The sequence below is a fragment of the Mucilaginibacter ginsenosidivorans genome (genome assembly GCF_007971025.1).
Lineage (GTDB): Bacteria > Bacteroidota > Bacteroidia > Sphingobacteriales > Sphingobacteriaceae > Mucilaginibacter > Mucilaginibacter ginsenosidivorans.
In genome coordinates this window covers 4,772,797-4,799,648 of sequence record NZ_CP042436.1, presented here as the reverse complement: position 1 = coordinate 4,799,648, position 26,852 = coordinate 4,772,797, and the positions used below count along the sequence as shown (strand labels likewise).

General features: G+C 42.4%; 23 protein-coding genes. 16 read left to right on the top strand and 7 right to left on the bottom strand.

What is annotated here, in order from left to right; translation table 11 throughout:
• A complete protein-coding gene (locus FRZ54_RS21850) occupies positions 1-2,880 on the bottom strand; it encodes a sensor histidine kinase (protein ID WP_147033937.1) in 2,880 nt (959 codons plus the stop codon).
• Positions 2,881-3,164: 284 nt separating this feature from the next.
• On the opposite strand from FRZ54_RS21850, the gene FRZ54_RS21845 reads away from it, so the two are divergent.
• The 5 genes from FRZ54_RS21845 to rfbA all read left to right on the top strand — a co-directional run bounded on the left by FRZ54_RS21845 (position 3,165) and on the right by rfbA (position 6,799).
• Positions 3,165-3,476, top strand: coding sequence for a DUF3467 domain-containing protein (locus tag FRZ54_RS21845; RefSeq protein ID WP_147033936.1), 312 nt, complete (start codon positions 3,165-3,167; stop codon positions 3,474-3,476).
• Positions 3,477-3,565: 89 nt separating this feature from the next.
• Positions 3,566-4,504 carry a GDP-L-fucose synthase gene (gene fcl, locus FRZ54_RS21840; protein WP_147033935.1) on the top strand — a complete coding sequence of 313 codons (939 nt, stop codon included), beginning with the start codon at positions 3,566-3,568 and terminating at the stop codon, positions 4,502-4,504.
• A gap of 10 nt (positions 4,505-4,514) precedes the next feature.
• The gene (gene rfbC, locus FRZ54_RS21835; RefSeq protein WP_147033934.1) at positions 4,515-5,069 is read left to right on the top strand and encodes a dTDP-4-dehydrorhamnose 3,5-epimerase; all 555 of its coding nucleotides are present in this window, start codon (positions 4,515-4,517) and stop codon (positions 5,067-5,069) included.
• A 12-nt stretch (positions 5,070-5,081) separates the two neighbouring features.
• Positions 5,082-5,942: a dTDP-4-dehydrorhamnose reductase gene (gene rfbD / locus FRZ54_RS21830; RefSeq protein WP_147033933.1), complete on the top strand. Its 861-nt coding sequence runs from the start codon at positions 5,082-5,084 to the stop codon at positions 5,940-5,942.
• Entirely contained in the window at positions 5,939-6,799 is an 861-nt protein-coding gene (rfbA, locus tag FRZ54_RS21825; protein ID WP_147033932.1) for a glucose-1-phosphate thymidylyltransferase RfbA, read from the top strand. The genes rfbD and rfbA overlap by 4 nt, the downstream gene beginning before the upstream one ends.
• 13 nt (positions 6,800-6,812) lie before the next feature.
• Here rfbA and miaA read toward each other — a convergent pair whose 3' ends face one another.
• From miaA to FRZ54_RS21795, 6 genes are read right to left on the bottom strand one after another with little or no spacing between them, the layout of a single operon-like run.
• Positions 6,813-7,724: a tRNA (adenosine(37)-N6)-dimethylallyltransferase MiaA gene (gene miaA, locus FRZ54_RS21820; protein WP_147033931.1), complete on the bottom strand. Its 912-nt coding sequence runs from the start codon at positions 7,722-7,724 to the stop codon at positions 6,813-6,815.
• Positions 7,725-7,773: 49 nt separating this feature from the next.
• A complete protein-coding gene (locus FRZ54_RS21815) occupies positions 7,774-8,436 on the bottom strand; it encodes an IS1096 element passenger TnpR family protein (protein WP_147033930.1) in 663 nt (220 codons plus the stop codon).
• Positions 8,437-8,477: 41 nt separating this feature from the next.
• Positions 8,478-9,890, bottom strand: coding sequence for a CCA tRNA nucleotidyltransferase (locus FRZ54_RS21810; protein ID WP_147033929.1), 1,413 nt, complete (start codon positions 9,888-9,890; stop codon positions 8,478-8,480).
• Between the two features lie 45 nt (positions 9,891-9,935).
• Complete coding sequence (locus FRZ54_RS21805) at positions 9,936-10,502, bottom strand: L-threonylcarbamoyladenylate synthase (protein ID WP_147033928.1); 567 nt, start codon at positions 10,500-10,502, stop codon at positions 9,936-9,938.
• Positions 10,495-11,622 (bottom strand): glycosyltransferase family 4 protein, encoded by a 1,128-nt coding sequence (locus FRZ54_RS21800; RefSeq protein WP_147033927.1) that lies wholly within the window; start codon positions 11,620-11,622, stop codon positions 10,495-10,497. Before FRZ54_RS21800 ends, FRZ54_RS21805 begins: the two co-directional genes overlap by 8 nt.
• Positions 11,623-12,438: a 2,3,4,5-tetrahydropyridine-2,6-dicarboxylate N-succinyltransferase gene (locus tag FRZ54_RS21795; RefSeq protein WP_147033926.1), complete on the bottom strand. Its 816-nt coding sequence runs from the start codon at positions 12,436-12,438 to the stop codon at positions 11,623-11,625. It lies immediately after the preceding gene.
• 107 nt (positions 12,439-12,545) lie between these two features.
• Here FRZ54_RS21795 and FRZ54_RS21790 point away from each other — a divergent pair, with 107 nt between their 5' ends.
• The 11 genes from FRZ54_RS21790 to wecB all read left to right on the top strand — a co-directional run bounded on the left by FRZ54_RS21790 (position 12,546) and on the right by wecB (position 26,851).
• Complete coding sequence (locus FRZ54_RS21790; RefSeq protein ID WP_147033925.1) at positions 12,546-12,947, top strand: RNA-binding S4 domain-containing protein; 402 nt, start codon at positions 12,546-12,548, stop codon at positions 12,945-12,947.
• A 197-nt stretch (positions 12,948-13,144) separates the two neighbouring features.
• Positions 13,145-13,975 carry a polysaccharide biosynthesis/export family protein gene (locus tag FRZ54_RS21785; RefSeq protein WP_147033924.1) on the top strand — a complete coding sequence of 277 codons (831 nt, stop codon included), beginning with the start codon at positions 13,145-13,147 and terminating at the stop codon, positions 13,973-13,975.
• 38 nt (positions 13,976-14,013) lie between these two features.
• Entirely contained in the window at positions 14,014-16,374 is a 2,361-nt protein-coding gene (locus FRZ54_RS21780; protein ID WP_147033923.1) for a GumC family protein, read from the top strand.
• A 57-nt stretch (positions 16,375-16,431) separates the two neighbouring features.
• A complete protein-coding gene (locus tag FRZ54_RS21775; RefSeq protein ID WP_147033922.1) occupies positions 16,432-17,739 on the top strand; it encodes a nucleotide sugar dehydrogenase in 1,308 nt (435 codons plus the stop codon).
• A 167-nt stretch (positions 17,740-17,906) separates the two neighbouring features.
• The gene (locus FRZ54_RS21770; protein ID WP_187359695.1) at positions 17,907-19,169 is read left to right on the top strand and encodes an oligosaccharide flippase family protein; all 1,263 of its coding nucleotides are present in this window, start codon (positions 17,907-17,909) and stop codon (positions 19,167-19,169) included.
• Positions 19,166-20,560 (top strand): hypothetical protein, encoded by a 1,395-nt coding sequence (locus tag FRZ54_RS21765; protein ID WP_147033920.1) that lies wholly within the window; start codon positions 19,166-19,168, stop codon positions 20,558-20,560. Before FRZ54_RS21770 ends, FRZ54_RS21765 begins: the two co-directional genes overlap by 4 nt.
• 29 nt (positions 20,561-20,589) lie before the next feature.
• Positions 20,590-21,738, top strand: a complete 1,149-nt coding sequence (locus tag FRZ54_RS21760; protein WP_147033919.1) for a glycosyltransferase family 4 protein — start codon at positions 20,590-20,592, stop codon at positions 21,736-21,738.
• A gap of 122 nt (positions 21,739-21,860) precedes the next feature.
• Positions 21,861-22,373, top strand: coding sequence for an acyltransferase (locus FRZ54_RS21755; protein ID WP_147033918.1), 513 nt, complete (start codon positions 21,861-21,863; stop codon positions 22,371-22,373).
• Between the two features lie 6 nt (positions 22,374-22,379).
• A complete protein-coding gene (locus FRZ54_RS21750; protein ID WP_147033917.1) occupies positions 22,380-24,491 on the top strand; it encodes a bi-domain-containing oxidoreductase in 2,112 nt (703 codons plus the stop codon).
• 10 nt (positions 24,492-24,501) lie between these two features.
• A complete protein-coding gene (locus tag FRZ54_RS21745; protein ID WP_147033916.1) occupies positions 24,502-25,749 on the top strand; it encodes a chondroitinase-B domain-containing protein in 1,248 nt (415 codons plus the stop codon).
• A gap of 1 nt (position 25,750) precedes the next feature.
• Positions 25,751-26,851, top strand: coding sequence for a non-hydrolyzing UDP-N-acetylglucosamine 2-epimerase (wecB, locus tag FRZ54_RS21740; RefSeq protein WP_147033915.1), 1,101 nt, complete (start codon positions 25,751-25,753; stop codon positions 26,849-26,851).
• Position 26,852: the final 1 nt, after the last annotated feature.

Genomic DNA, 26,852 nt, shown 5'->3' with positions numbered 1-26,852 from the left:
TTATAATTTTTGGACATGACTAATAATTAATTCTATTTTGCACCCTTCGTGCGGCTTACTAACAATAGTCAGTTTCCCTTTCAATAATTTTGCTCTTCTCCGCATGCTATCTAACCCCAGGCCTTTCCCTTGGCCCTCGTCTGAGAACCCTATCCCGTCATCTACTATTGTTAGCTTAAAATGCTTTTTATCGCTGATCATCTGAACAAAAATGTTTTTGGCATTAGCATGTTTAAGAATATTACTAATTGCTTCCTGGAAAATCCGGTAAATTAACAGTTGATATTCCGGATTTATAGTATCGGTAGTTTCACTGACATCTAATGAAGCTACCAACTGATCGCTTATGTTTAGTCTTTCAACGTCTTTTTTTATCGTGTCAGAGAGACTGCCTTTCAGAAGTTTGCCATGATATAACCCATGTGTAAATTGACGCAGGTCGTCCATCACTTCACTTACAAGCTCTTTGGTGTCGTCAATCTGACTATTCATGTTCAAATTCAGCTTGATCACAGAAAGCGCCTGGCCTATATGATCGTGTATTTCCCTGCTTATGTGCTGGCGTTCCTTTTCGGCAATAAGTTCTTTTTCAAATTGTAATTTTTGCCTGTTCAGCTTATTGACGTAATAATATCTTAAAACACCAACTACAATGAACAGAAACCCAATCGTTTCTAATGACTCGAACCACCATGTTTGCCACCAAGGCTGACGAATAGTAAAATTCATAATAAACGGACGACTCGATAAGCCCGATTGCGGTTTAATAGCAGATGCCTCAAACTGATAATCTCCGGGCATTAAAGATGCAAAATGGAAATTACGTTCACCCGGGCGAGCGTAGAGCCATTTTGTCGAGTCGTTATTCTCCAACCGGTATTTGATGACGATGTCTTTTGCGTCAAACAGATAGGGAGTCCCCAGGGATAGTTGTATATCATTCCGAAAATAGGGGAGTTTTAAATTGTTTACTGTCGACGTGTCCTTGTGGTTAATGAATAACGAATTCAGATAAATGCCAATGGTGTCTCCTTTTTTCTGCACAGGCGTAATTTTATAAAGCCCGTTTAACACTGTAAAGTAGCAGTTGTTATTAAGTTCGTCAGCGTTTGTTAGAAAGACATTATTTGTGGTAGGAAACGGATATTTGTAAGTTAATTTAAAAGTTTCCAGACTAAAGATTTGGATTGATCCACTTGTATAGACCCACAGATTTTTATTGATAACTTTAATGTTTACGATGTCATTTGACAATAGACCATCATCTGAAGTAAGGCTTTTTACATTATTTCCATCGATGATCTTGATCCCGTTGTTAAAGGTTCCGACAATTACCAGATTGGCGTATGTCGTTAAACAGGAAGCGTACATTGGCAGATTGTTGAGATAGAATGGACTAATGCCTGAATTGTTTATTCTGTACAAGCCATCTTTAGTAGAAACCCATATTGTTTGACTTGCAGACGAATAGCAAATAGCCCGGCTTCGTTTTGTAAAGGACAAAAACCTGGCGTTATTACCAAACATGGTGTATTTTTTATCAGCAAGTCCTTTGAATTTTTTTTTAAATATGTCAAAAGTGAGTTGGTCGTCTTTGTCGGGGAGAACAATCATATTATTAGAAGATGCCATAAGTAGCGCACCGTCAATTTGTTCTGCTTGTTTAAGCGATGTGACCAGGTCAATTGACTTTAAGCAATGACCTTTGAGCCGGAAGATATAAGTATATACCGGCGATCCGATCAGAATACGTTCATTGTTTAGTAATTTAAGGTAAGTTATTCCTCCGTCACTTGCCGGTAACGTGGTCAGAAGCGTTGACCGGTTAGTGATCGTGTTATAGGAAATGAGCATACCGCTCTGTGTCCCCAGAAACAGATTCTCCCCTTTTTTTACCATGCATTTGATCAAATCGTCTTTGCCCAAATGCAGCATACAGTCGCTTTGTAATGTATCTGACCGTAATGAATCTGTTAGCAGACCATGTTGCAGGCTCCCGTACCAATAATGTCCTTCCTTATCAGCGGCTATACAACTAATATTGTATCCTTTTATCAATTTGCTTTTGCTATCGTTCGGAAGGCTTGAGTTGATCGAGTTGATCCAGTATTTGTTGTTAACGATAGAAACCGTGTTTATGAAGCTGTCAAATCGCTTCGCTTCACACACTTTTACAGTATCACTGCTAACCCAAAGCTTATAAAATGTATTCGAGGGGTTTCGGAACATTAGGCTTGTATCCTTATAGGAAGAGCGGCTGAGTGTCAAACTATTAGAAATTTGACCATCATCGCCTTTCAAAACGGCTGTTTTCAAGCCCACGTGAGGCTGGTAAATAAACCAATAGCCGCTGCCATAAAGGAGCACTTTGTCTTTTAGGATGCACAATGACGATGTAGATCTGTTGGGTGCGCCAATGCAATTTTCATAATGACATTGAAGCGTGTTAATATCGCAAATGAACAGGCCTTTCTTTGAGGTAGCGATAAGGAGGTTATCCAGCAGTCCCATCCTTGGAAAAACTCTTTCTGCTTCACTTTTATAGGCTTTCAGCAATGTCATATGACCATTCTCGATATAAAATATCTGCCCTGTGAAATTAATGAACCATATGCGGCCAAGTTTATCTTCCAATAAATTCGTTGTAGCAAGCGACGCCTGTTGTGGATTTGAAAAATTGGTGAAACTTATGCCATCGTATTTTGAAATACCCGCATCGTGAGCGATCCATAAAAATCCTTTGCTGTCGGTAAGCAGATCGTAAACTTCAGTAGACCTCAGACCTGTTATCTGTTTTAATGCAGTGGCCTGTGCGGAACATTTGTTGGTATAAACCAGCGCAAGAAGACTTAACGATAGAAATTTGAAAAAATTAATCATAGACAATTTGAGACGCTCATTCAATGCACTGTTTCCATAATTTCGTTTCTGATCGTAATGCTTCTAAAATACGTATTAAAAATATTTTTCATCGGGAAATTCGCTTTTTGATTGTGTGTGGGCTGTTATGGCAGGCAAAATGCCAGCTTAAGCCGCAAATAAGGGCGGTATTTTCAATCATTCTATTTTCTATATAAAAGCTTTGCACATGGAAAGATTCCGGGTTTTTTGAATATTTTTGTAAAGCCTTCTGTCAAAATGGAAGGCTTTACTATTTTCGTGCTATGGAAGAACAAAATGAAAATCAGTTGAATATCGAACTTTCTGAAGAAATAGCAGAAGGTATTTATTCCAACCTGGCGATTATCACCCACTCTAATTCGGAATTTGTGCTTGATTTTATACGCGTGATGCCGGGTGTACCAAAAGCTAAAGTAAAATCGAGGATAGTTTTAACGCCGGAACATGCTAAACGCCTTTTAACGGCAATTCAGGACAACATTGAGAAGTTTGAAGCCGTAAACGGACGCATTAAGATACAGGCCGAACCAACAGGCTTCCCAATGAATTTTGGCGGAACGATGGGGCAGGCTTAATTATGGTCAATCTCAATGATCGGAATTCGGATCATTTTTAAACAATTGGTTGCTAATAAAGTTTAGGACTTAGAATTTAACATCTAATAATGGAAAAAAACGCTAAAATATACATTGCAGGACACCGTGGAATGGTTGGTTCGGCCATCTACCGCAAATTACAAAAAGAGGGATATACCAATATCGTTACCCGTACATCGGCCGATCTTGACTTACGGATGCAGGCTGATGTAGCCGATTTTTTTGCAAATGAAAAACCTGACTATGTGTTTTTAGCTGCCGCCAAGGTGGGCGGGATTGTGGCCAATAACACGTATCGGGCGGAGTTTTTGTATGAGAACCTGCAGATACAAAACAATATTATCCACTCATCTTACTTAAACAACGTAAAAAAGCTGATGTTCCTGGGGTCGAGTTGCATTTATCCCAAGATGGCCCCTCAACCCTTGAAGGAAGATTACCTGTTAACGGGGCCGTTGGAGCAAACTAACGAACCTTACGCTATTGCAAAAATAGCCGGCATCAAAATGTGTGACGCTTACCGGGCACAATATGGTTGCAATTACATTTCGGTAATGCCAACCAACCTGTATGGGTATAACGATAATTATCATCCTGAAAATTCGCATGTATTACCAGCGTTGATACGCCGTTTCCATGAGGCGAAGGTTCAAAACCTGCCGGATGTGACAATTTGGGGAACGGGTTCGCCAAAGCGCGAATTTCTGTTTGCCGATGATTTGGCCGAGGCATGCTTTTACCTGATGCAGAATTACGATGAAGAGGGGCTGGTAAACATAGGCACCGGGGAGGATATTTCTATAAAGGACCTGGCGCTTATGATCAAAGATATTGTGGGCTACCAGGGCGAGATCAAATTTGATACGTCAAGACCTGATGGCACCCCGCGCAAGTTGATGGATGTGACAAAATTGCACAGCAAAGGATGGAAACATACCATAGAGTTGCCTGAAGGAATAAAAATGGCTTATGACGATTTCCTGTCGCATAAGGCCAAAGGGGTTTAAAATACCAACTATGAACGTAACGGCGACACCGCTTGAGGGTTGTCTCATCATTGAACCGAGAGTTTTTGGGGATGAGCGTGGCTATTTTTTTGAAAGTTTTAACCAACAGAAATTTAACGAATTTACGGGCCAGGATACCGTATTTATACAAGATAATCAATCATATTCTACCAAAGGGGTATTGCGGGGCCTTCATTTCCAGCGCGGTAGTTCGGCACAAGCTAAACTGGTACGGGTTGTAAAAGGCGAAGTACTTGACGTTGCAGTTGACTTAAGAAAAGGTTCCAAAACCTACGGACAGCATTTTGACATCAGGCTTTCGGATAAAAATAATTTACAATTACTTATACCACGCGGCTTTGCGCACGGTTTCGTCGTATTAAGTGACGACGCTATATTCCAATATAAGTGTGATAACTATTACGATAGGTCAGCTGAAGGCGGGTTGCATTATGCCGATCCGGCTTTTGCAATTGATTGGATCCTGCCGCATGAGCAATTAATTGTATCGCAAAAAGATATTGAATTGCCTAACTTAACCGACGCCGGTGATACCGGCTTTTAAAGCCATATAGTAATGAGTAACATTGTGGTTTTCGGCGCATCCGGACAATTGGGTCAATGCCTGAAAAAGGTCGCTGAAAACAGAGGGTTGGCCGGAATATTCTTTCCACCAGAAAGCGAAGCAGATATATTGAGCAATGAGGCGCTAGAGAAAGTTTTTAAAGCTCATAAACCAGGCTGGTGTATCAATTGTGCGGCATATACAGCTGTGGATAAAGCCGAAGATGATATTGACTCTGCGCGGGTTGTAAACAAAACAGGAGCAGAGAATATCGCCAGGCTTTGCAAAGAATACCAATCGGTATTAATTCATACTTCGACAGATTTTGTTTTTAAAGGAGATAAGGCCCTGCCATTGACGGAAGAGGATATTGCTGAACCCATTAATGTGTATGGCGTCACCAAGTTGGAGGGAGAAGAAGCGGTAGCCGCTATTTTAAATGAATTTTATACCATACGCACCAGCTGGCTCTATTCAGAATATGGGAATAATTTTGTTAAGACGATGCTGCGGCTTGGTGCCGGGCGTGATGAACTGAAGATAGTCGCCGACCAGGTAGGAACTCCAACTTATGGCATGGACTTGGCCGACTGTATTTTACACATAATAGCAAGTGGTAAGACAGCCTATGGCACTTATCATTACAGTAACGAAGGTGTAGCATCATGGTACGACTTTGCAAAGGCCATTTTTGATATATCGGCGACGAGGGTAAAAATATTGCCCATAAAAACTGCGGAATATCCTGTAAAGGCTGCTCGGCCAGCTTATTCGGTAATGGATAAATCGAAAATAAAGCAAACATTTGATGTCGAAATTCCATATTGGCGCGATAGTTTGATAACTTGTATTAATAATCTTTTGACCTTATGAAAGGCATCATATTAGCGGGCGGTTCGGGTACCCGGCTTTTCCCGATCACCAAAGCCATCAGCAAACAGCTGATGCCGATTTATGATAAACCCATGATCTATTACCCGCTGTCAGTATTGATGATGGCGGATATCCGTGAAATACTGATCATTACCACACCAGAGGATAGCGAGAGCTTTAAACGTTTGTTAGGCGACGGGCACGATCTGGGCTGCCGGTTTGAATATGCGGTACAGGCTGTTCCAAATGGCCTGGCGCAGGCCTTCGTGATAGGCGAAGAATTTGTAGGCGATGATAAAGTGGCGTTGATTCTGGGTGATAATATCTTTTATGGTACCGGGTTTGGCGAACTGATCCAAGGATTTAATGATGTGGACGGGGCGGCGATATTTGCTTATAAGGTTTCGGACCCTGAGCGTTACGGCGTTGTTGAATTTGACAGCGAGTTTACCGCGTTGTCCATCGAAGAAAAACCTGTAAAACCCAAGTCATCGTACGCTGTACCGGGGCTTTATTTTTATGATAACGAGGTAGTGCATATCGCCCAAAATATAAAACCATCGCCTCGCGGAGAGTTTGAAATAACTGATGTTAACAAAGCTTATCTTGAGAAAAAGAGGTTGCATGTAGGTGTGATGGACAGGGGTACAGCCTGGCTTGATACAGGCACCTTCGATTCATTAAGCGATGCGACCGAGTTTGTGCGTGTGATAGAAAAACGCCAGGCGACCAAGATAGGCTGTATTGAAGAGGTTGCGTTCCGGCACGGTTTTATCGATGCACGACAATTAAGCGTACTGGCCGAAAAATATGTAAAAAGCGGGTACGGCATGTACCTGAAAAGCTTGCTGCAATAAATAAAACCTGGCCTTAAAGTTCCGAAAGGTATTCCAGCGCATTTTCAGACAGCCCGGCACTGCCGGCCTGTAGCCATTTGATATCCTGATCTTTGCGAAACCAGGTGAGTTGCCGCTTGGCAAAGCGGCGGGTGTTTTGTTTGATGAGGGATATAGCCGATTCAAGATCAGTTTTGCCGTCAAAGTAGTTGAATAATTCGCTGTATCCAACCGTATTCAAAGCATTCAGGTGCCGGTAAGGCAGCAGAGCCTTTGCTTCCTCAATCAACCCTTGTTTTACCATGTCATCAACGCGTTGATTTATCCGTTGATATAATAGTTCCCTGGGAAAATCAATCCCTATTTTGATACTCTTGAAGGGCCTCTCATCTACTACAGATTTGTGATAAGCGGAAAAAGGCACACCGGTACTTTCAAACACCTCAAGCGCCCTGATGATCCGTTGCGGATTGTTAATATCCACACGTTCAAAGTATACAGGGTCGGCTTGTTTCAGCCTTTCCTGCAAATAAGCAATACCCCGGTCTTCAAAATCTTTGTTGAGTTTGGTCCTCAGCTCGGCCGAAGCAGAAGGCAATTCATCAAATCCCTCGCAAATAGCACGGATATACAAGCCCGAGCCGCCAACCATAACGGCGGTATCATGCCTTTTAAATATGGTTTCAAGCAATTCAAGCCCTTGCTTTTCAAAATCACCTACCGAGAAGTTTTCGGCAATGGAATGAGAATCGACAAAATAGTGTTTAGCCTGATCTAGTTCTTCGGGTGTAGGTTTGGCAGTACCAATGGACATTTCCCTGTAAAACTGGCGTGAGTCGGCCGAAATTATTTCCGTCTGTAATTTTTTTGCAACCTCAATAGCGAGCGCTGTTTTACCAGATGCTGTCGGGCCGACGATAACTAGAAGGGTTTTTAGGGTGCTCATAATTCATTAAATGCGTTTTATGAACCATGAACTATTGACCATGATCTAATCAATAATCATCGTGATGAGCAGCTGGCCCCTCATCTTCAAAACCTTCATTGTCAGAAAATTCGCTGCCAAACTCATCTTCTTCCTCATCATCGGCCGCAGCTATTGGTTCATCATGCTCTTCAAGCCCTTCTGAATCGGCAACTTCGGTAAACCCTTCCTCTTCAGCGTCCTCCTCCGAGAATTCCATCTCATTCAAAAAGTCAAACTCGTCAGTTGCCGGCGGTAAAACGGCCGGGTTAAATACATTGCCAAATTGCTTAGGGGCTTCACCAACTGATTTCACTATCGATGGATATTGCGTACCGGGATTTTCATCCAATATGATCTTTAATAATTCGACATGAAAATCAAACGGGCGGTCGAAATTGAAGGTGTAATAAAATTTTTGGTGCGGGTCATCAATACGATTGCTCAGTTTCACTTTGTCCATCAGTACTACGCCACGGTCTATCCTGCGCTGATTAGGCATAAAAGTGATCTCTTCGCCTTTGATCCATTGATCGTTGCTTATATAGAAAGAAGAAGGATACTCGCAGTTATAGCCGGTAGACTGATGAATTGCCCGGTGAAGATCTTCAAATGTTTGATTGGATTTGACATCGATCTCGCGCATTACATCGTCGTAATCTTCAAAAGTAACCCTGAACCTGTATAGTGCCATTTGTATTGGTAGTATTGTTTTGCAAAAATATGTTTTAAATTTTAAATATTAGTCGCCACAACTTTTAAGCCAATTTCTTCACCCTTGCGGATAGTAAATTCAACCGCTGCTTCGCGCGAGTTAGGTATTTCACCCTCCAGGATAGCCTCGCGTATCTGATTTTTAATAATTCCGACCTCACGGCCCTCTTTGATACCGAAAATCGACATAATATCGGTACCTGAAACCGGGGGTTGCCAGTTGCGAATCTTATCGCGCTGCTCGACATCCTTTAATTTTTGCTGAACCAGCTCGAAATTATTCCTGTACTTTTTTACTTTGTATTCATTTTTTGTAGTAATGTCTGCTTTACACAACAACATCAACGCCTCAATGTCATCGCCGGCATCAAAAAGCAATCTTCGCACGGCTGAATCCGTAACCACTTCCTGCGCCAGAACGATGGGCCGCAAATGCAACTGCACCATTTTTTGAACGAACTTCATTTTTTCGTTCAACGGTAATTTTAGCTCCGCGAATATTTTTGGCACCATGCGTGCACCTTTGTCCTCGTGGCCGTGGAATGTCCAGCCGTGCCCGGGCTCGAATCGTTTGGTGTGAGGCTTGGCAATGTCGTGCAAAATAGTCGCCCAGCGCAACCACAGATCGTTCGTGGTTTCGCATATATTATCCAAAACCTGCAGTGTATGGTAAAAATTATCCTTGTGACCCTTTCCGTCTATGTATTCTACGCCATAAAGATTAGCCATCAGCGGGAATATTTTCTTTAACAACCCGGTATCGAATAAATATTTAAAACCTATAGATGGCTTTGGTGAGAGGATGATCTTATTCAGTTCCTCGGTTATTCTCTCCTGCGATATGATGGAAATACGTTCCACATTGGATTTGATCGCTTCAAGCGCAACCGGGTCGATGGTGAAATCAAGTTGTGAAGCGAAGCGTATGGCGCGGAGCATGCGCAGCGGGTCGTCTGAAAAAGTTTCGACCGGATTCAGTGGCGTCCGGATCAGCTTACGCTGCATATCTTCTACACCATCAAATGGGTCCAGTAATTCACCTAACTGGTCCGGGTGCAAGGCTATAGCCAGGGCGTTTATAGTAAAGTCGCGGCGCTTCTGATCATCTTCCAGCGTGCCGTTTTCAACTATGGGCTTGCGAGAGTCGGACCGGTACGATTCCTTTCGGGCCCCGACAAATTCCACCTCTACATCTTTATATTTTAGCATGGCAGTTCCAAAATTTTTGAATACCGCCAGTTTTACGTGCAGTTTTTTTGCAACCCGCTCTGCAAATTCGATACCATTACCCATTACCACGATATCAACATCCTTGGACGGTCGATGCAAAAGCAGGTCCCTTACAAAACCGCCTATGGCATATGCGTGAACGTTTTGTTCGGCAGCGGTTTGCGTTACAATACCAAATAAAGGATGCTGCAGGTGTTGTTTCATCAGGCTACAAAAATCGTAATTAGTATGGCTAAAACCATAAATAAATTAGCGCCGGATAAATTCGAAGCGCCCATCAGGTTGCAAACGCATGATAGTGGAAGGCTTTTTCAGTTCGGTATTGTGCTGCTCCAGGTCCACTACATAATCTACGCCATCGATGATCCCGGGGTCCACCTGGTTGAAATTCTGAGGAGAAGGCCTGCCGCTGATATTGGCCGACGTGGACACCAATGGCTTGCGTAATCTTTGTATCAATTGCTGACAGAAATCGTGCCTGGCAACGCGTATGGCAACACTGCCGTCCTCGTTGATGATGGCCGGAGAGATGTTTTTGGCGCCCGGCATAACCAGCGTTAACGGGTTTTCGGCAAATTCTATTAATTCATAAGCTATTGGAGGCACCTCTTTAATATAGCTTTCCAACCGGTTTTCTGTGTCAAGGAGGATGATCATGCTCTTAGCTTCGTCGCGCTGTTTAAGCTGATATATTCTTTTTATGGCATCGGTATTAGTAGCATCGCAGCCGATACCCCAAATAGTGTCGGTGGGGTACAGGATTATACCGCCGTCCTGCACAATTTTCAGTGCTTTGGCAACCTCGTCTCTAAGCATTTTGAAGTATATTTTTATATATGTCGAACATTTGGCCGGCCAGCGTTTTATCATCGAAATTCGCTGAATATTCCCTGCCTCTGGTAATCATTTTCTGACGCAATTCTTCGTCGCCTAATACAAGGTTCAACTTTTCGGTTAGCATGTTTACATCATCAGGGGGGGCATATTGCGTGTACGTTCCGCCTGCTTCTTCCAGGCACGAACCGGTAGCAGCAACAACGGGAACACCGGAACAAAGAGCTTCAAGCACAGGTATTCCAAACCCTTCGTAGCGCGACGGATAAACAAAAGCTTTGGCCGATTGGTAAAGAGCCGGGAGTTCAGAAAAGCTTACTGAATCCAGGAATATGACACGGCTTTCTATCTGATGCAGATCGATAGCTTGTTTAACATGGTTCATGTAAGGCGTTTGCCTGCCTACAACAACCAATTTGATACCGCTATTTAGTTTGGGCAGGGCATTGATCAACTGGACGAGGTTCTTGCGCTCTTCAATAGTACCCACGTTGAGGATAAACTCGCCGGGCAGATCATGCCTTTTTAGAACAATTTGTTTTTCCTGTTCACTACATTCTTTTCTGAAAACCGGGTCACAACCCTGGTACACTACAGCAATTTTTTCAGGCGGAATATTTAGTAGTTCCACCAAGTCCTGTTTAGTGCGTTTGCTTATCGCCACTACCTTATCTGCTACCCGGCAGGCGTGCTTCAATTTTGAACCATAGATCAATCTGTTGATGACTCCGAAATATTGCGGGAACCGCATGAATATCAAATCGTGCACGGTTACAACTGACCGAATACCTTTTTTATCAATGCCCCGGGGCAGTTCATGACTGAGGCCATGGTAAAGATCTATCTGATCGCGCTTCAGGTCTTTTACAACACCGGCGCTGCGCCATAGCGAGGTGAAGAATTTGGAACGCGGAACAACGGCCACTACATTCTGAAAACTTGATGGAAAACTAAGCCCGTTTTCGTGCCTTACCTTTGGGGTATATAAGAAATAAGTATTTTGTGGACAATACGAAGCCATTGACCGGATAAGCCAGCGACTATAGTTGCCTAACCCGGTCCGGTTTAAAAAAGCGCGTTTGGCATCGTACCCGATTCGCATTTATACCGCTACGTTATTTTCCCTCAAAGCATCGTTGAGTGAGGTTTTTTTGTCTGTCGACTCCTTGCGTTTGCCTATGATGAGTGCGCATGGTACCTGGTAATCGCCTGCTGGAAATGTTTTGGTGTAGGAGCCTGGTATAACAACAGACCTTTCAGGAACTATTCCTTTATATTCGACCGGGCGGTCGCCGGTAACGTCTATGATCTTGGTTGATGCGGTCAAAACCACGTTCGCACCCAAAACCACTTCTTTTTCAAGGTGCACACCTTCAACAACAATGGCCCTCGAACCCAGGAAACAATTATCTTCGATAATAACCGGCGAAGCCTGTACCGGTTCCAGTACGCCACCGATGCCGACACCACCGCTCAAGTGGCAATGTTTTCCCACCTGTGCGCAGGAACCCACCGTAGCCCAGGTATCAACCATGGTACCTTCATCTACATAGGCCCCGATATTAACATATGACGGCATCATGATAACGCCCTTGGCCAGGTAAGCGCCGTAACGCGCAACCGCATGAGGAACTACACGAACCCCGGTTTTTTTATAGTCCGTTTTTAATTTCATTTTATCATGGAAAACGAAGGGGCCCACTGATATCTCTTCCATATTGCGTATAGGAAAATAAAGTATTACAGCCTTTTTTATCCATTCATGTGTATGCCAGCGGTGTGCAATTGGTTCAGCTACCCGCATTTCGCCTTTATCAAGACTTTGTATCACTGTTTCAATAGCAGTTGTATAATCACGATTTGCCAGCAGGTTGCGGTCTTCCCAGGCCTCTTCGACCAATTTTTTTAGATTTTGCATCGGTAAAATTAAACTTTTGACAAATTAAAGGATTTTGGTGCAGATTTGTTTATGCAATATTTGCTTAAGTTTAATACCTGTAATACTTATAAAACGTTATATCGATTATGCCGGAAAAGGAAAAATTGAGAATAGATAAATATTTATGGGCAATAAGAATATTTAAAACAAGAACACTTGCGACCGAGGCATGTAAAGCAGGACGGGTAAAGCTGGACGGGCAGAATATAAAGCCGTCGCACGAGGTAAAGATAGGCGAGGTGTACCAGGTGTCTAAAGGAATTGAAAGGAAAGTAATAAGGGTTACAGGCTTGCTCGAAAATAGGATGGATGCAAAAAGTGTGGCCAATTTTTTTGCTGATGAAACGCCGGTGGAGCATACCGCTCAATTCAAATCCATGTTCCACGCGCCGCTGCTAAAACGCGACCGCGGTACCGGCAGACCAACCAAGCGTGACAGGAGAGATATAGACGAGCTGAAGAGCGGATTTTTTGAAAAAGGGGAGTAGATCTGTTTTATCAATTCCAGCTTTAAATTATTGAAAATAAAAGTTTTAAATCATGATCAACAAGCGATATGACGATGCCGGAGCAGGAATATTATACATCCGCCGCACACAACTCAATTCGTTTTTATTAATAAAAAAATATATTTTTGCCGCGAACGCCTCATGAAGAAAACTTTTACCATCCCCAATTATACATCATGAAAAAAAATATTTGCAGGAGTATATTGTGGTTTTTTGTACCTATCGTGCTTCTTAACTCCTGTGCTAATCAGAAAAAATTCATTTATTTTCAAAACACGGCCAACTGGCCCGATACCATAAATATATCGAAAGCTTATATACCCAAAATACAATCGGGCGACATTTTGGCCATACCGGTTAACTCATTAAGTTCGGCAGCAAGTAGTTTTTTCAACCCTTTTTCAGGAAGCTCAGGTACTGGTATTGCAGCACCGGATGCAAATAATAATGGAAACGCTTCTGTAGGAGTACCGCAAACATCGTTAACGCAAAGTGCCTCAACAGGCTACCTGGTTGATGCCAACGGTGAAATTGAAATGCCGCTCCTTGGCTCGGTAAAAGTTGCGGGGTTAACAACGACGGAGGCAAAGGATACTATCAAAAACAAATTAAGATTTTGGTTAAAAGAGCCGACCGTAAATGTCAGGTTTGTAAATTATAAAATTTCTGTAATGGGTGAAGTTATGCACCCATCGGTATACATAATTCCGAATGAGAGGGTAACCCTGCCCGAAGCCATAACCATGGCGGGCGATCTGACGCCCTTCGCGCGATACGACAATATACTTGTTATCCGCAATGATGACGGCAAGAAAGAATTTGGAAGAGTTAACCTAAACAGCAGGGAGGTATTCACATCGCCCTATTATTACCTCCATTCGGGCGACCTTATCTACGTGGAACAAGGAAGAGTTAAGGCACTGCAAAATGACCCGGTAATAAGATATCTGCCGGTTGCTTTAAGTACCCTGGCTGCAATTGCACTGCTTGTTTACAGATCAAAGTAACCTATCAATTAAAGATCATTTTTGACTATTTTTAATCAATGGATAATAACGATATTAAGGGATATAGTGCGGTAACAGACGAGGACGATCGGTCCGATTTTGGCGAACTCGTGATGAAATATCTGCATTACTGGAAATGGTATGCAGTATCTATTATTTTAGCCGTAGCCCTTGCTTTTACCTATATTAAGGTAACCACCCCCCTTTTTCAGATAGAGACGGACCTTTTAATTAAACAGGATAAAGATAATGCTACGCAAGGTGCAGGAGATGATATCCTGAAAAGCATGGACCTTTTTACCTCGGACAAGATCATTGACAATGAGGTTCAGATATTAAAGTCGTACACTTTAATGGAAAAGGTGATCAAGGCTCTGGGCCTGGAAGTTTCATACTACGGTGTAGGCAGCGTTAGAAAGTACCCGATCTATAATGATCATTTACCTTTTGAGATAAGGCTTATAAAATCGAACGACCAGAGCTATAAGGATCTTATTTCTATTAAGGTGCGTGATAAACAAACCGTTGAAATAAACGGGAAAAAGTCCCCTATAAATACACCGGTTCAAACTGAATTCGGATTACTGGAAGTAACCTGTAAGCGGTTTGATGATAAGGTATTGAACCAGGACTTTTACGTAGGTTTTAATAAACTCACAGATCTGTATCAAAATTATAGCAATGTTTTGAATATCAACCCTGTAAGCAAAGAAGGGACCGTGCTGATCATTACTTTTCAGGACGCGGTGCCTCAACGGGGCAAGGACATTCTAAACAGGCTGGTTTATGAATATAATAATGCAGCAATAGAAGATAAAAACAAGGTTACATCAAGCACTTTGTCGTTCATTAATGAACGTTTGAAAAGTTTATCTGAAGAGCTGGGTGTAGCAGAGCGAAATGTTGAGAGCTACAAGTCTGCCAATAGAATAACGGATATAAGTGCGCAGTCGCAGGTGTTTATGCAAAGTGTGCAGCAAAATGATGCCGATCTGAGTAAGGTAAACATCCAGCTAAGCGTGTTGAAGAACCTGGAGACCTACGTGCAAAATGAACAGGGGAAATTGCCTTCGATGCTTGGTATAGACGACCCAACGTTGCTTGCTTTGGTAAGCCAGTTGGGTGAAGCCGAATTGAGGAAGGCGAGTCTGCTTCAAACAATCCCTGAGACCAACCCAATAGTAAATTCAATCAACGACCAGATAAAAGCGCTGAAATCAGCTATAACACAATCTATACAGAATCTTAAATCGGGATTGTTAGTAACACAGCAACAACTGCAGGATAAGAACAGCACATTCGAATCGGTAATACAAAAAGTGCCTTCGAAAGAGCGCGGCTTGCTCGACGTTATGCGTCAGCAGGATATTAAAAACACGCTGTTTAACTTTTTGCTGCAAAAGCGTGAGGAGCAAGCTATGTCGCTGGCCTCTAACCTGGCCGACAGCAGGACCATTGACGTTGCGCGTAGCAGCGACATACCGGTAAAACCGGTGATCCCATTGGTTTTGGGTCTTTTTGTGTTCCTGGGCTTAGCGGTTCCTACCGGGGTCATATATATCAGGGACATGCTTAATAACAAAATAAAGAAGCGGTCGGATATAGAAAAATTTACCCGTATACCCATACTTGCCGAAATTGCCCAGTCGGATGAGTCTACCCCATTAATTGCAGTTGAAAAGCCGCGTTCGATGGTTGCTGAACAGATAAGAGCATTGCGCACAAACCTGCAATTTATCAGCGCCGACCAAACCAGCAAAGTGCTGTTGTTTACATCAGGGATAAGTGGCGAGGGCAAATCCTTTGTATCACTTAACCTGGGTGGCAGTTTGGCTATGTCAGGTAGGAAAGTGGTTATCCTGGAACTGGATCTTCGAAAGCCCAAATTACACCAGGCTTTAGGGGTTACAAATAACCAGGGCCTGTCGAACTACCTGGTATCCAACATGTCGTATAAGGATATTATAGCACCTATACCGCAGCAATCCAATTATTTCATTATTACATGCGGGCAGATACCCCCTAACCCTGCTGAATTGCTTACCAATGGCCGGATCGAAGTCCTGATAAATGAGCTTAAAAAGGAGTTTGATTATATAATAATGGATGCGCCGCCGGTTGGTCTTGTAACGGATGCGCAGATACTTGGGAAATTTGCCAATGCAACATTGTTTATGCTGCGGCATAATTATACGCTTAAAAAGCAGGTTTTCATGCTTGACGAGCTGTATAAAAGCAACAAATTGCCTCATCTCAACATTGTATTCAATTCTATCGATTATTCCTCGAGTTATGGTTATGGATATGGCTACGGCTATGGCTACGGCTATGGCGGCGGTTACTACCAGGAAGAAGAGAAAAAGACCTCGTGGTTTGCACGACTTTTCGGAAAAAAATAATCAGTCGGGTATGGCCGGTGGCAATTGCATTAACTATTAACATTTCAGTATAAATTAATGATCGATATTCACAATCCCAAAGAAGTTAAAATTGCTATTATTGGATTGGGCTATGTGGGCCTGCCACTTGCCATTGAGTTTGCGAAGCAGTATGATGTGCTTGGTTTTGACATAAATGAGGAAAGGGTAAAAGAACTTAGCGAAGGTACCGACCGCACTAAAGAGGCGAGTATCGACGACCTTAAACTGGTTATCGGAAAAAAGAAAAATGATAGCTCAGGGGGATTGCATTTTTCGTCAAATAAGGATGACCTGAAGACTTGCAATGTTTTTATTGTAACCGTGCCCACCCCGATAGATCAATTCAAAGCACCGGATCTTACACCATTGCTCAAAGCCTCGGCAATGCTGGGCACGGCTCTGAAAAGTGGCGACCTGGTTATTTATGAATCCACGGTGTATCCTGGGTGTACCGAGGAAGACTGTGTTCCGGTACTTGAGAAAACGTCGGGATTGAAATTTAACGTTGACTTTTTTGCTGGATATTCGCCTGAACGTATTAACCCCGGCGACAAAGTGAACACATTAACTAAAATTAAAAAGGTTACCAGTGGCTCGACGCCGGAAATAGCAGAACAGGTAGATGCATTATATCGATCGATTATAACAGCTGGTACCCATAAGGCTCCCAGTATAAAGGTTGCTGAGGCTTCGAAGGCAATAGAAAATGCCCAGCGCGATGTGAACATCTCCTTTGTAAATGAACTTGCGCTGATATTTGACCGCATCGGCATCGATACCAACGATGTAATAGAAGCTGCAGCCACAAAATGGAACTTTCTGAAGTACAACCCCGGACTAGTTGGGGGGCATTGTATCGGCGTCGACCCGTATTACCTGGCACACAAGGCCCAATCGCTGGGCTATCATCCACAGGTTATCCTGTCTGGCAGGCGCGTAAATGATACCATGGGGTCATTTGTTGCCAACAAGGTAGTTAAGCTGATGATCGATAAAGATCATAAGATAAAAGGCTCGAAAGCTTTGATAATGGGAATCACATTTAAGGAAAATTGTCCTGATGTGCGTAATACCAGGGTGGTGGATATTTATCATGAATTGGTTCAGTTCGGGCTGGAAGTAGACATTTTTGATCCATGGGCCAATGTGAATGAGGTTGAACATGAATACGGCATTACCATTCTAAATGACCTGAAGAACAACGTTATTTACGATGCCATAGTAGTGGCTGTCGCACATAACCAATTCCGCGATTTTGAATATCATAAGATCAAACGCAATAACGGGGTCATTTTCGACACCAAAGCTTTCCTGGACAGGGGGCTGATTGATGGCAGATTGTAACATCTTCATCTAATGCTGATCGTTTTTCAGCAATGGACCTGATTTTAATCGACGACGAAAATTGTTCCATTTCAGGTTATGCTTACGGAAGATTGATTTTTATGAGGGATTGAAAAACGCGCCGTTTCCTTTCCCGAAAAATGGCAGGCTGAAATATAAATAACGTTTTGCTCAAAAGAATTTTAAAATATTCGCTCGTAGAGGCCACATATAAAGGGGTCAATAAATTGATCTTGCTGATCCTCCCTTTATTCCTGACGGGCAGCTATTTCGGTATTGTCAGCTACTATATCTCTATCGAGGTGTTATTCAGCGTTATCCTGATAGCCGGGTTTGATAAATTAACACTAAAATTCTCAAGCACTTTCGGGGATAACAAGCCTTTGAAGTATTCGTTGCGAAGCCAGGCAGTTACTTATATAATTGGTACACTACTGCTGCTAACGTGTTTGCTGTTCGGCATTCAGCAAATAATGGCCGTTCCTATTATTCCCGAACTATGGATGGTATTGACCTGCGCTTTATTGTCCAACCTCATCATCATACAAAGTAGTTTTTATAGGAGTATTAATGATGTAGCCCGCTATTTTAAAGTACGGATCCTTTTTATTGGCTTGAAAGGGATACTTATTATCACAGCAGTATCCATTTGGCCCTTACCCCAAACTTACATTTACGCTAACCTGATAAGCGGGCTGGCATCTGTTGTCTTGTTTAAAGGCTTCTATACAGGAAATTTCGCCAAAACGGTATTCCGGTCAGCACAGTCAAAGTTTTTCCTGAGATTTTCGTTGCCTTTTATTTTTCATACTATCGCCACTCAGCTTATGGCGGTGCTGGATAGGTTTTTGTTGTTTCACTTCACCGATACAAAATCGCTGGGCAGCTATTCGCTATCGTATGCAATAGGCAGTTCTATTGTTTTTTGTTTTATCGGTGTATCATCCTATATGGAACCGATGATATATAAAGAAACCTCGACGAAGCGCGAATATTTTTTGAATCTTTACTTAAAATATTCGTTGGGGATAGGTGTTCTTGGACTATTGGGCCTTTTTGCCCTTATCAAGTTCAATGTAATATCAAGGTTTTATCATGGTTATTCACATGATACGTGGAACAACGCCCTTAGAATTTTAATTTCCCATATGTTTTTACCATTTTATTTTATGGCAAATTATAATCTTACATCGAAAGGAAAAACAATGTCTTTGGCTTCGGTTACCATCACGTCATCGATCATAATGGCGGTAATGACCTATTTTTTTATACTTTTCTGGAAAGTAGAAGGAGCGGTTTGGGCGGTGTTTTTAACTTATTTTATTTTAGGTTTGCTTGCGTTGTCGCATAAGTACAATCGCTCGGCCAGGGACCTGGGCAAGTATGCAGCGTTTACTGCAGTAAATTTGATTTTGTTTTTAGTTGTATGAAGTTTTCCTACATCCTGGTCAATATCATAGTTATTTTATCCGCATTGCTGGCAAGCGATAAGTTAATTTATGCATATGGCTATTGGTGGTATGCCGTTCAGCTTATTGCAACGTTACTTTTTTACTATAAATCAAAGGCTCGTTTCCTGGTGTATCTGAGCCCGTCATTTCTTTCTTTTATATACATCAGCTTATCAGCGACATTTGGACATTTTGTGACTTGTAATAGCATAGGTCTTGCTGACATATACTTAACAACGCTCCGTAACATCCACAGGTTAAATCTTTGTGTGGGTGTTTTGCTCACCAGTAATTTTATTATGGTGCTCGCATCGTTCCCTATGCTTCGAAGATCGAAACATATGGACCTGACCGTGCAACCGCTCAGGAAAACAGGAAGTATCAATAACTACAAGATCGTTGTTTTATTGGCTATCATCTGTATTTTGGCGGCTATTAAGGTAAAAGTTTCAGATACCAATGCATCTTTAGCGGCTTACGTTTTCCCTATTCAGTTGGGATTTACCATGCTACTTTTATTGAATCTGAAATATTTGACTTTAAAGCCCCGTTTTGTTGTGTATGGCTTTCTGTTATTGCTTTTCGCTATAGGGAGCTACGACAGTAAAAGGCAAATCTTTTTTATCCTTATTACACTGATCTTTTACGAGGCTTGCATAAATGGCTTTAGCTTTAAGCATATCAGGATAAACTTTAAAATAGTTTTCCTGACCGTTTTGCTCGGAGTAGTATTTCTTTATATTATTCTTATCAGTTCGATATTGAGAGGGTATGGCGATTACCAGGTTCACGGGTTCTGGCAAGCTAACGGATTTATTTTTAAATATATCGGCGAGGATTATTTTACGTCGGCGCTGGTTAGTAACCTTGAGTTAAACTCATCATATGTCAATACGATAAATCCGATCAATTATGTTATATCCGGTCAGCAGCCGCTCCTATACGGAAGCACGCTCGCTAAGGGCTTGTTTGTATTTATACCATCTTCCATAATACAGAAGCCCAGGAGTATTGTGGACATTTATACGTCAATCTATTCCCCCAATTTCAGGATGCATGGCGGAAGTCTGCCGGTTACTATCCCTGCAGAGCTTTTCTGGAATTTTCATGTGTTCTCATTCCCTATCCTGGCAATTATGTATCTCATTTTTAATAAATATTACCTGGTGCTGGTCAATGGCCTGATTAAAAATAAAACAACTATAGGCTTTATCATGATGTTCTATTTGTACGCCTCCCTCATGCAAATTGCCAGGGGGTCGGGGTTGGATCTTTGGTTTGCTTATTGCCTGATAGCGTTGCCATTTATTGTTATGTTCCGAAGAATTTTTAAGCCGAAGTTTTACCGCCAGCGCATGCCCGTGATATAGCGTCTGCAAGGCAGTTATAATGATCTTATATGAAAATCGCTATCGTCTATCATTTCTTCGCACATTACAGGGGCCCGATATTAGAAGAACTCTATTCCAACCAGCTTTTTGATTTTTACTTTATAGCCGGCAAAAATCCCAATCCGCCTTACTCGTCGCTTAAATTGCATGAGTTTAAAGATAGTGGAAAGTTTATAGAAGTTAAAAACAGGTGGTATCTGAAATACTTTTTGTGGCAAGAGAACTTAAACGGGGTTTTGAAAAACAATAGCTTTGACGCTGTTATTTTTCTTGGCGACTGGAAATTCATATCGACATGGTTTGCTGTAAGATCGTTGCAGAAGAGTGGGGTACATTGTTTGTTCTGGAGTCATGGATTGCTGAATAAGAAAAAGTCGTTAAATAACTCGCTTAAGTACTGGTTTCTCAAAAGATTCAGGGATGGCGGCTTTTTATACAGCCACGCCGCAAAGGAAAACCTTTTAGATATGGGCTATCCCTATGACCTGACGGTGATATATAATTCCCTTGATTTTAAACTACAGGTTGAGACAATCAATAGGCTCAATTCCGAAGCAAAGCCAAAAGACACCGCTTATCCTTATTTAGTGTTTACAGGACGTTTGCTGGCTGATAGAAACCTTGAATTGGTTTTTGATGCAATGAAATTGCTGAACAAAGAAAATATAATAGTCGACCTTGTCATCATCGGAAGCGGTCCGCACCTTGATAGCCTAAAAAATTATACGGCAACATTAGGGTTAACAGATCGTGTAAAGTTTTTAGGAGCTATTTATGATGAAAGCGTTATTGGCAGATATTTTATGAACTCTGCTGCATGCGTTTTCCCTGGTCCGATAGGGCTGACAGTCATTCATGCTTTTACTTATGGCACAACGGTAATAACCAATGACAACTTTGCAAGGCATAAACCCGAGGCCGAAGTGCTGGTGGACGAAGTAAATAGTTTTTTGTTCAGGGAGGGGGATAGGGTATCACTTGCACAAAAAATTAAAAGAGTTTTAAATTTGAACGGGCAGGAAAAAGAGCAGTTTAAAATAAATACATTTAAGGCTGTTCAAGAAAAATATAACCCCGGCAAACAAGCGGAATTGATTGTTAACCGTTTATCGCAACTGGCAAATTCAGGACAATCGGTTAAAAAAAAATTAAAATGATGGGTAATATCCAGGCTCACTATAAAGACGATCTTGCCGTAATAAATAAAGCCTGGCGCATGCGATATTTATAAATGGAATATGTGACAGATAAATAGCATTGAAATTAAGCGCGTGACACTATGAAAAGTTTTCTGAAAAGGATCAGGATGTATTATTTGCTAAAATTTGTTTACCGTATCCGGTCGTACGGCAAGCAGTTTTATATGGGAAGAGGAAACCTGATCAATTGTAAGGAACTTAGTGTAGGCGATTTTGTATATATCGGCAATAATTGTCACCTGTCTGTCGACTCACTAAAAATTTCGGATTATACTATGCTGGCTTCGCAGGTTTCAATTGTTGGTGGCGATCACCGGTTCGATATTGCGGGCGTTCCAACCCGGAATACCGGCCGGGCTGAAAGAAAAGGTGTTATCATTAATAAGGATTGCTGGCTGGGCCATGGGGTAACCGTCCTCGACGGCGTAGAGATAGGTGAAGGGGCCATAATTGCTACCGGTGCTATTGTTACCAGGTCAGTTGAACCATATACTATATATGCCGGGGTGCCGGCAAAAAAACTTCGGGACAGATTTAAAACCTCTGCAGAAGTAAAAATGCACAGCAAAGCTATCAATGGAAAATATCAATAATAATAAATGAAGCAAATTATACAGTCCTTTAAAACAGGCGAAACTATATTGGAAGATATTCCGGCTCCTTTAGTATCACGCGGGAGTGTCTTAATAAAAACAACGCGATCGCTGGTATCATTAGGTACTGAACGAATGCTGGTTGAATTTGGTAAAGCCAACCTGGTACAAAAAGCGCGTCAGCAACCCGATAAGGTGAGGCAGGTATTGGACAAAATCAAAACCGAAGGGCTTGCCCCCACGCTTGAAGCTGTTTTTAATAAATTGGGACAGCCTCTGCCATTGGGTTATTGTAACGTAGGTAAGGTGGTGGCAGTAGGCGACGGTGTTAGTGAATTTAAAGTAGGGGACAGGGTAACGTCCAACGGGCCGCATGCCGAATTTGTAAATGTCCCCAAAAACCTGGTGGCTGCTGTGCCGGAGAATGTCACAGATGAGGAAGCTGCTTTTACGGTCATAGGTTCTATAGGTCTGCAGGGTATACGTTTGTGCGCACCTACTTTGGGCGAAACCATAGTGGTTTTTGGTTTGGGGCTGATAGGTTTGCTGACCGCCGAATTATTGATCAGTAACGGCTGTAGAGTAATTGGCATCGACCTTGACGCGCAAAAAGTAGATATAGCGCGGAAAAAAGGCATCATTGCGATCAACCCACGCGAGGGAGAAGATGTGGTTAAATCCGTGATGAACCATACCGGGGATGTAGGTGCGGACGGCGTATTAATTACGGCGTCGGCCAAAACGGATGATATAATTTCGCAGGCGGCACAAATGAGCCGTAAGCGTGGCCGTATCATACTGGTTGGCGTGATTGGTTTGAATATCAACCGGGCAGAGTTTTATGAGAAGGAATTGACCTTCCAGGTGTCTTGTTCTTACGGCCCCGGTCGTTACGACGAATCTTACGAACAATCCGGTATCGATTATCCATTGCAATTTGTGAGGTGGACCGAGAAGCGGAATTTTCAAACCATTTTACAGGCTATTTCTGCAGGTAAGCTCGATGTAAAGTCTTTGATCACTGAACGCGTTTTGCTTGACAACTATAAAGATATTTACGATAATATCAGCAATAAGGGGTCGATAGCCTCAATACTTGAATATCCTGAAAGCAGCGATGCCTCGAATACAGTTGTACTGCGATCAGCCGGATTTGATAGCCCAGGTACAGGTATCGGGATTATTGGCGCCGGTAATTTTACAAAAATGACCATGCTGCCCGCTTTACAAAAAGCCGGCGCTGCTGTCATATCTATAGCGAGCGCAGGAGGCGTAACAGGCACCGCTTTAGCAAAAAAACATAATATCAATAAAAGCACAACCGATTATAGAGAAATATTAGCCGACGAATCGGTGGGGTTGGTTATGATCACGACAAGGCACAATCAGCATGCTTCGATGGTTAAGCAGGCCCTGGCAGCCGGTAAACATGTGTTTGTAGAAAAACCCCTGGCTTTGAACAATGAGGAACTTAACGAAATTATTACATCATATGATGGAACAAAATCGCTAACCGTTGGTTTTAACCGCAGATTTTCGCCACACATCCAGAAAATAAAACAGCTGGTGGGGAACACACAAATGAATATAATAGCCACAATGAACGCCGGGCACATCCCACCGAATGTTTGGGTACACGATATGAATGTAGGTGGCGGGCGTATAATAGGCGAAGCCTGTCATTTTATAGACCTGATAACGTTTTTGACAGGAAGTAAAGTGAAAGCTGTAATGATGAATTCAATGGGAACCGACCCGCATGATAATACCGACAACGCGACTATACTCCTGAAATATGAAAATGGAAGCACGGGGGTCATCAACTATTTTGCAAATGGTTCAAAGGAATATTCAAAAGAGCGAATTGAGGTATATACACAGGAAAGAACCGCGATTATGGACAACTACCGTGTTACACAGGGTTATGGCTTCAAAGGGTTCTCGAAATTAAAAACAACACTTGATAAAGGCCATAAAGAACAATTCAAACTATTGGCCGAAAGGGTAAAAAGCGGTGGTGCACCACTTATTCCGTTCGATGAAATAATAAATACTACCAGGGCCTCGTTTGCAGCTATACAGAGCCTGAAGGAAAGGGCCTGGGTTATTGTCAATTAAATTAAAAACCATGAAAAACAAAAGAAATATTGGCCGGTTGAACAAGTCCATTTTTGGTAGCCTTGCTATCGTAATGGCGGTGATCTTAAGCCAGGCAAACTGCCTCGCACGCGATCTGTACATCACAGCAAAACCGGGTGGCACTTATAATTTACCTGCTGTTTTAAACGATACTAAAATAGTTATTGACGGTTACGGTTCGTCGGAATCCCCGTTTACAGTAACAGGTGTTGCCGGGAAAACCACAATAAATGGCAATAGTGCCATTTTAGTCGTAGGGAACTATATTACCGTTCAGAATGTTTCGTTCATTAATAACAATATAAACTACCGCGAGAACGAAGCGCTTTTACAGTTGGGCGACAAAAAAAGAGCTGTTTTAGGTGATGTTATCCGGAACTGCGATTTTAATTACACCAATGTTTTTGACGACCAGGATAAGGCCACGCAATTTTACTGGGTAGAGATATATGGCAGAAATAACGTCGTAGATTATTGCACCTTTCAGGGTAAGCAAAACCGGTTGCCTATCATCCATGTAAACTCGCATAGCTGGACTGGCGAGGACAATACCATCTCGAACTGTACATTTCAAAATGTAAAAGCACGCAAGGGTGAAGCGCTGGAAGCCATAAGGGTTGGCCTGGGCAATAGCCGTTCGAATTGCAGGATCATCAATAATAAATTCATGAACTATTTTGGTGATTCAGAGACTGTAAGCTGTAAATCGAATGGGGTGTTGATCGAAGGCAATACATTTACCAATTGCCGTTCAGGGGTTTCTTTGCGGCTTTCAGATTCCAGCGTGATCAAAAATAACAAATTCATGACGAAGGCCGGTGTAAGGATAAGCGGGATAGGGCACGTTATAGCCAACAATGTATTTGACAGCCCTGATTTCAGCAGCATTATTTTCATGCGGGGCGGCGATGCATGCAATTACAAGAGGGTGAATGGTGTTGACATTTCGGATAACATATTTATGGGGAAATTTGAAATGCAGGTATTAAAAACAAAAAATTGTCCAAGTCCGCCCGAGGGTGTTACCATACATCATAACTTTGTTTACGCCGACAACTTGTTCAAAGTGGATGACGATAACATCGATAATGTTTTTAAAACCGATTCAGAAGGTACTGTAATAAGAACGGATGGGATAGGGGTTACAAGGTTCAGATTGAAGCGATTAAACTCAACAAATGAAGATAGTGCCATGAGGAAGGTAAGAGCTTACCGGGCACAGAAGCAAAACAACTAATATGAATATAACCATTATAGCCGGTGCCCGTCCTAACTTCATGAAAATAGCGCCAATTATTGATGCGATAAAAAAGAAAAAAGCCGAAAACAATAATATAAACTACCGCCTGGTGCATACCGGGCAACATTATGATAAGAAGATGTCGGGAGATTTCTTCGAACAATTAGGTATTCCTGAACCTGACGCCAACCTGGAAGCGGGTGGAGGGACGCAGGCAGAGCAAACCGCAGCAATAATGATAGGGTTTGAAAAAGACCTTATGACTAACCCTGCCGACCTGGTGCTGGTTGTAGGCGACGTTACTTCAACCATGGCATGCGCTATTACTGCCCAAAAATTGCATGTAAAGGTAGCCCATGTTGAAGCGGGCATCCGTTCGGGCGATTGGACCATGCCCGAGGAAATCAACCGCCTGGTGACCGATAGCATAACCAACTATTTTTTCACTACGTCAGCCACGGCAAATGAAAGCCTGCGGAATAGCGGTATAACCGGTGACCGGATTTTTTTCGTGGGGAACACGATGATAGACACGCTACTGAAAAACAAAAGCAGGTTTATACGGCCTGCTGTTTGGAACGAAGCAAAGCTAACAGACCATAATTACTTTGTGCTTACCTTGCACCGCCCCGCTAATGTTGACCAGGAGCAGCAGTTGAAGCTGTTAATGAGCGAGATAATAGAACATAGCAAAGGGCTGCCAATAATTTTCCCGGTACACCCGCGTACCGCGAAAAACCTGCAGGGGCTTGGCATCAGTGCGCCGAACCTTTACTTTGTTGAACCTATGAGCTACCTGGAGTTTAATTACCTGGTTGAGCGCGCCAAACTGGTTGTTACTGATTCAGGTGGTATCACGGAGGAAACTACGGTAATGGGCGTACCATGCGTAACACTGCGTGACAACACCGAAAGACCGGAAACAATAACTATTGGAACAAACGAATTAATTGGCACCAACCCTGACGCAATAAAGCCTGCGTTCGAAAAACTATTTAGCGGCAACTGGAAAAAAGGCGGTATTCCACCACTTTGGGATGGTAAAGCCGCAGAAAGGATAGTTGATAGCTTACTTAATATATCTTTGCAGAAAAATTAAG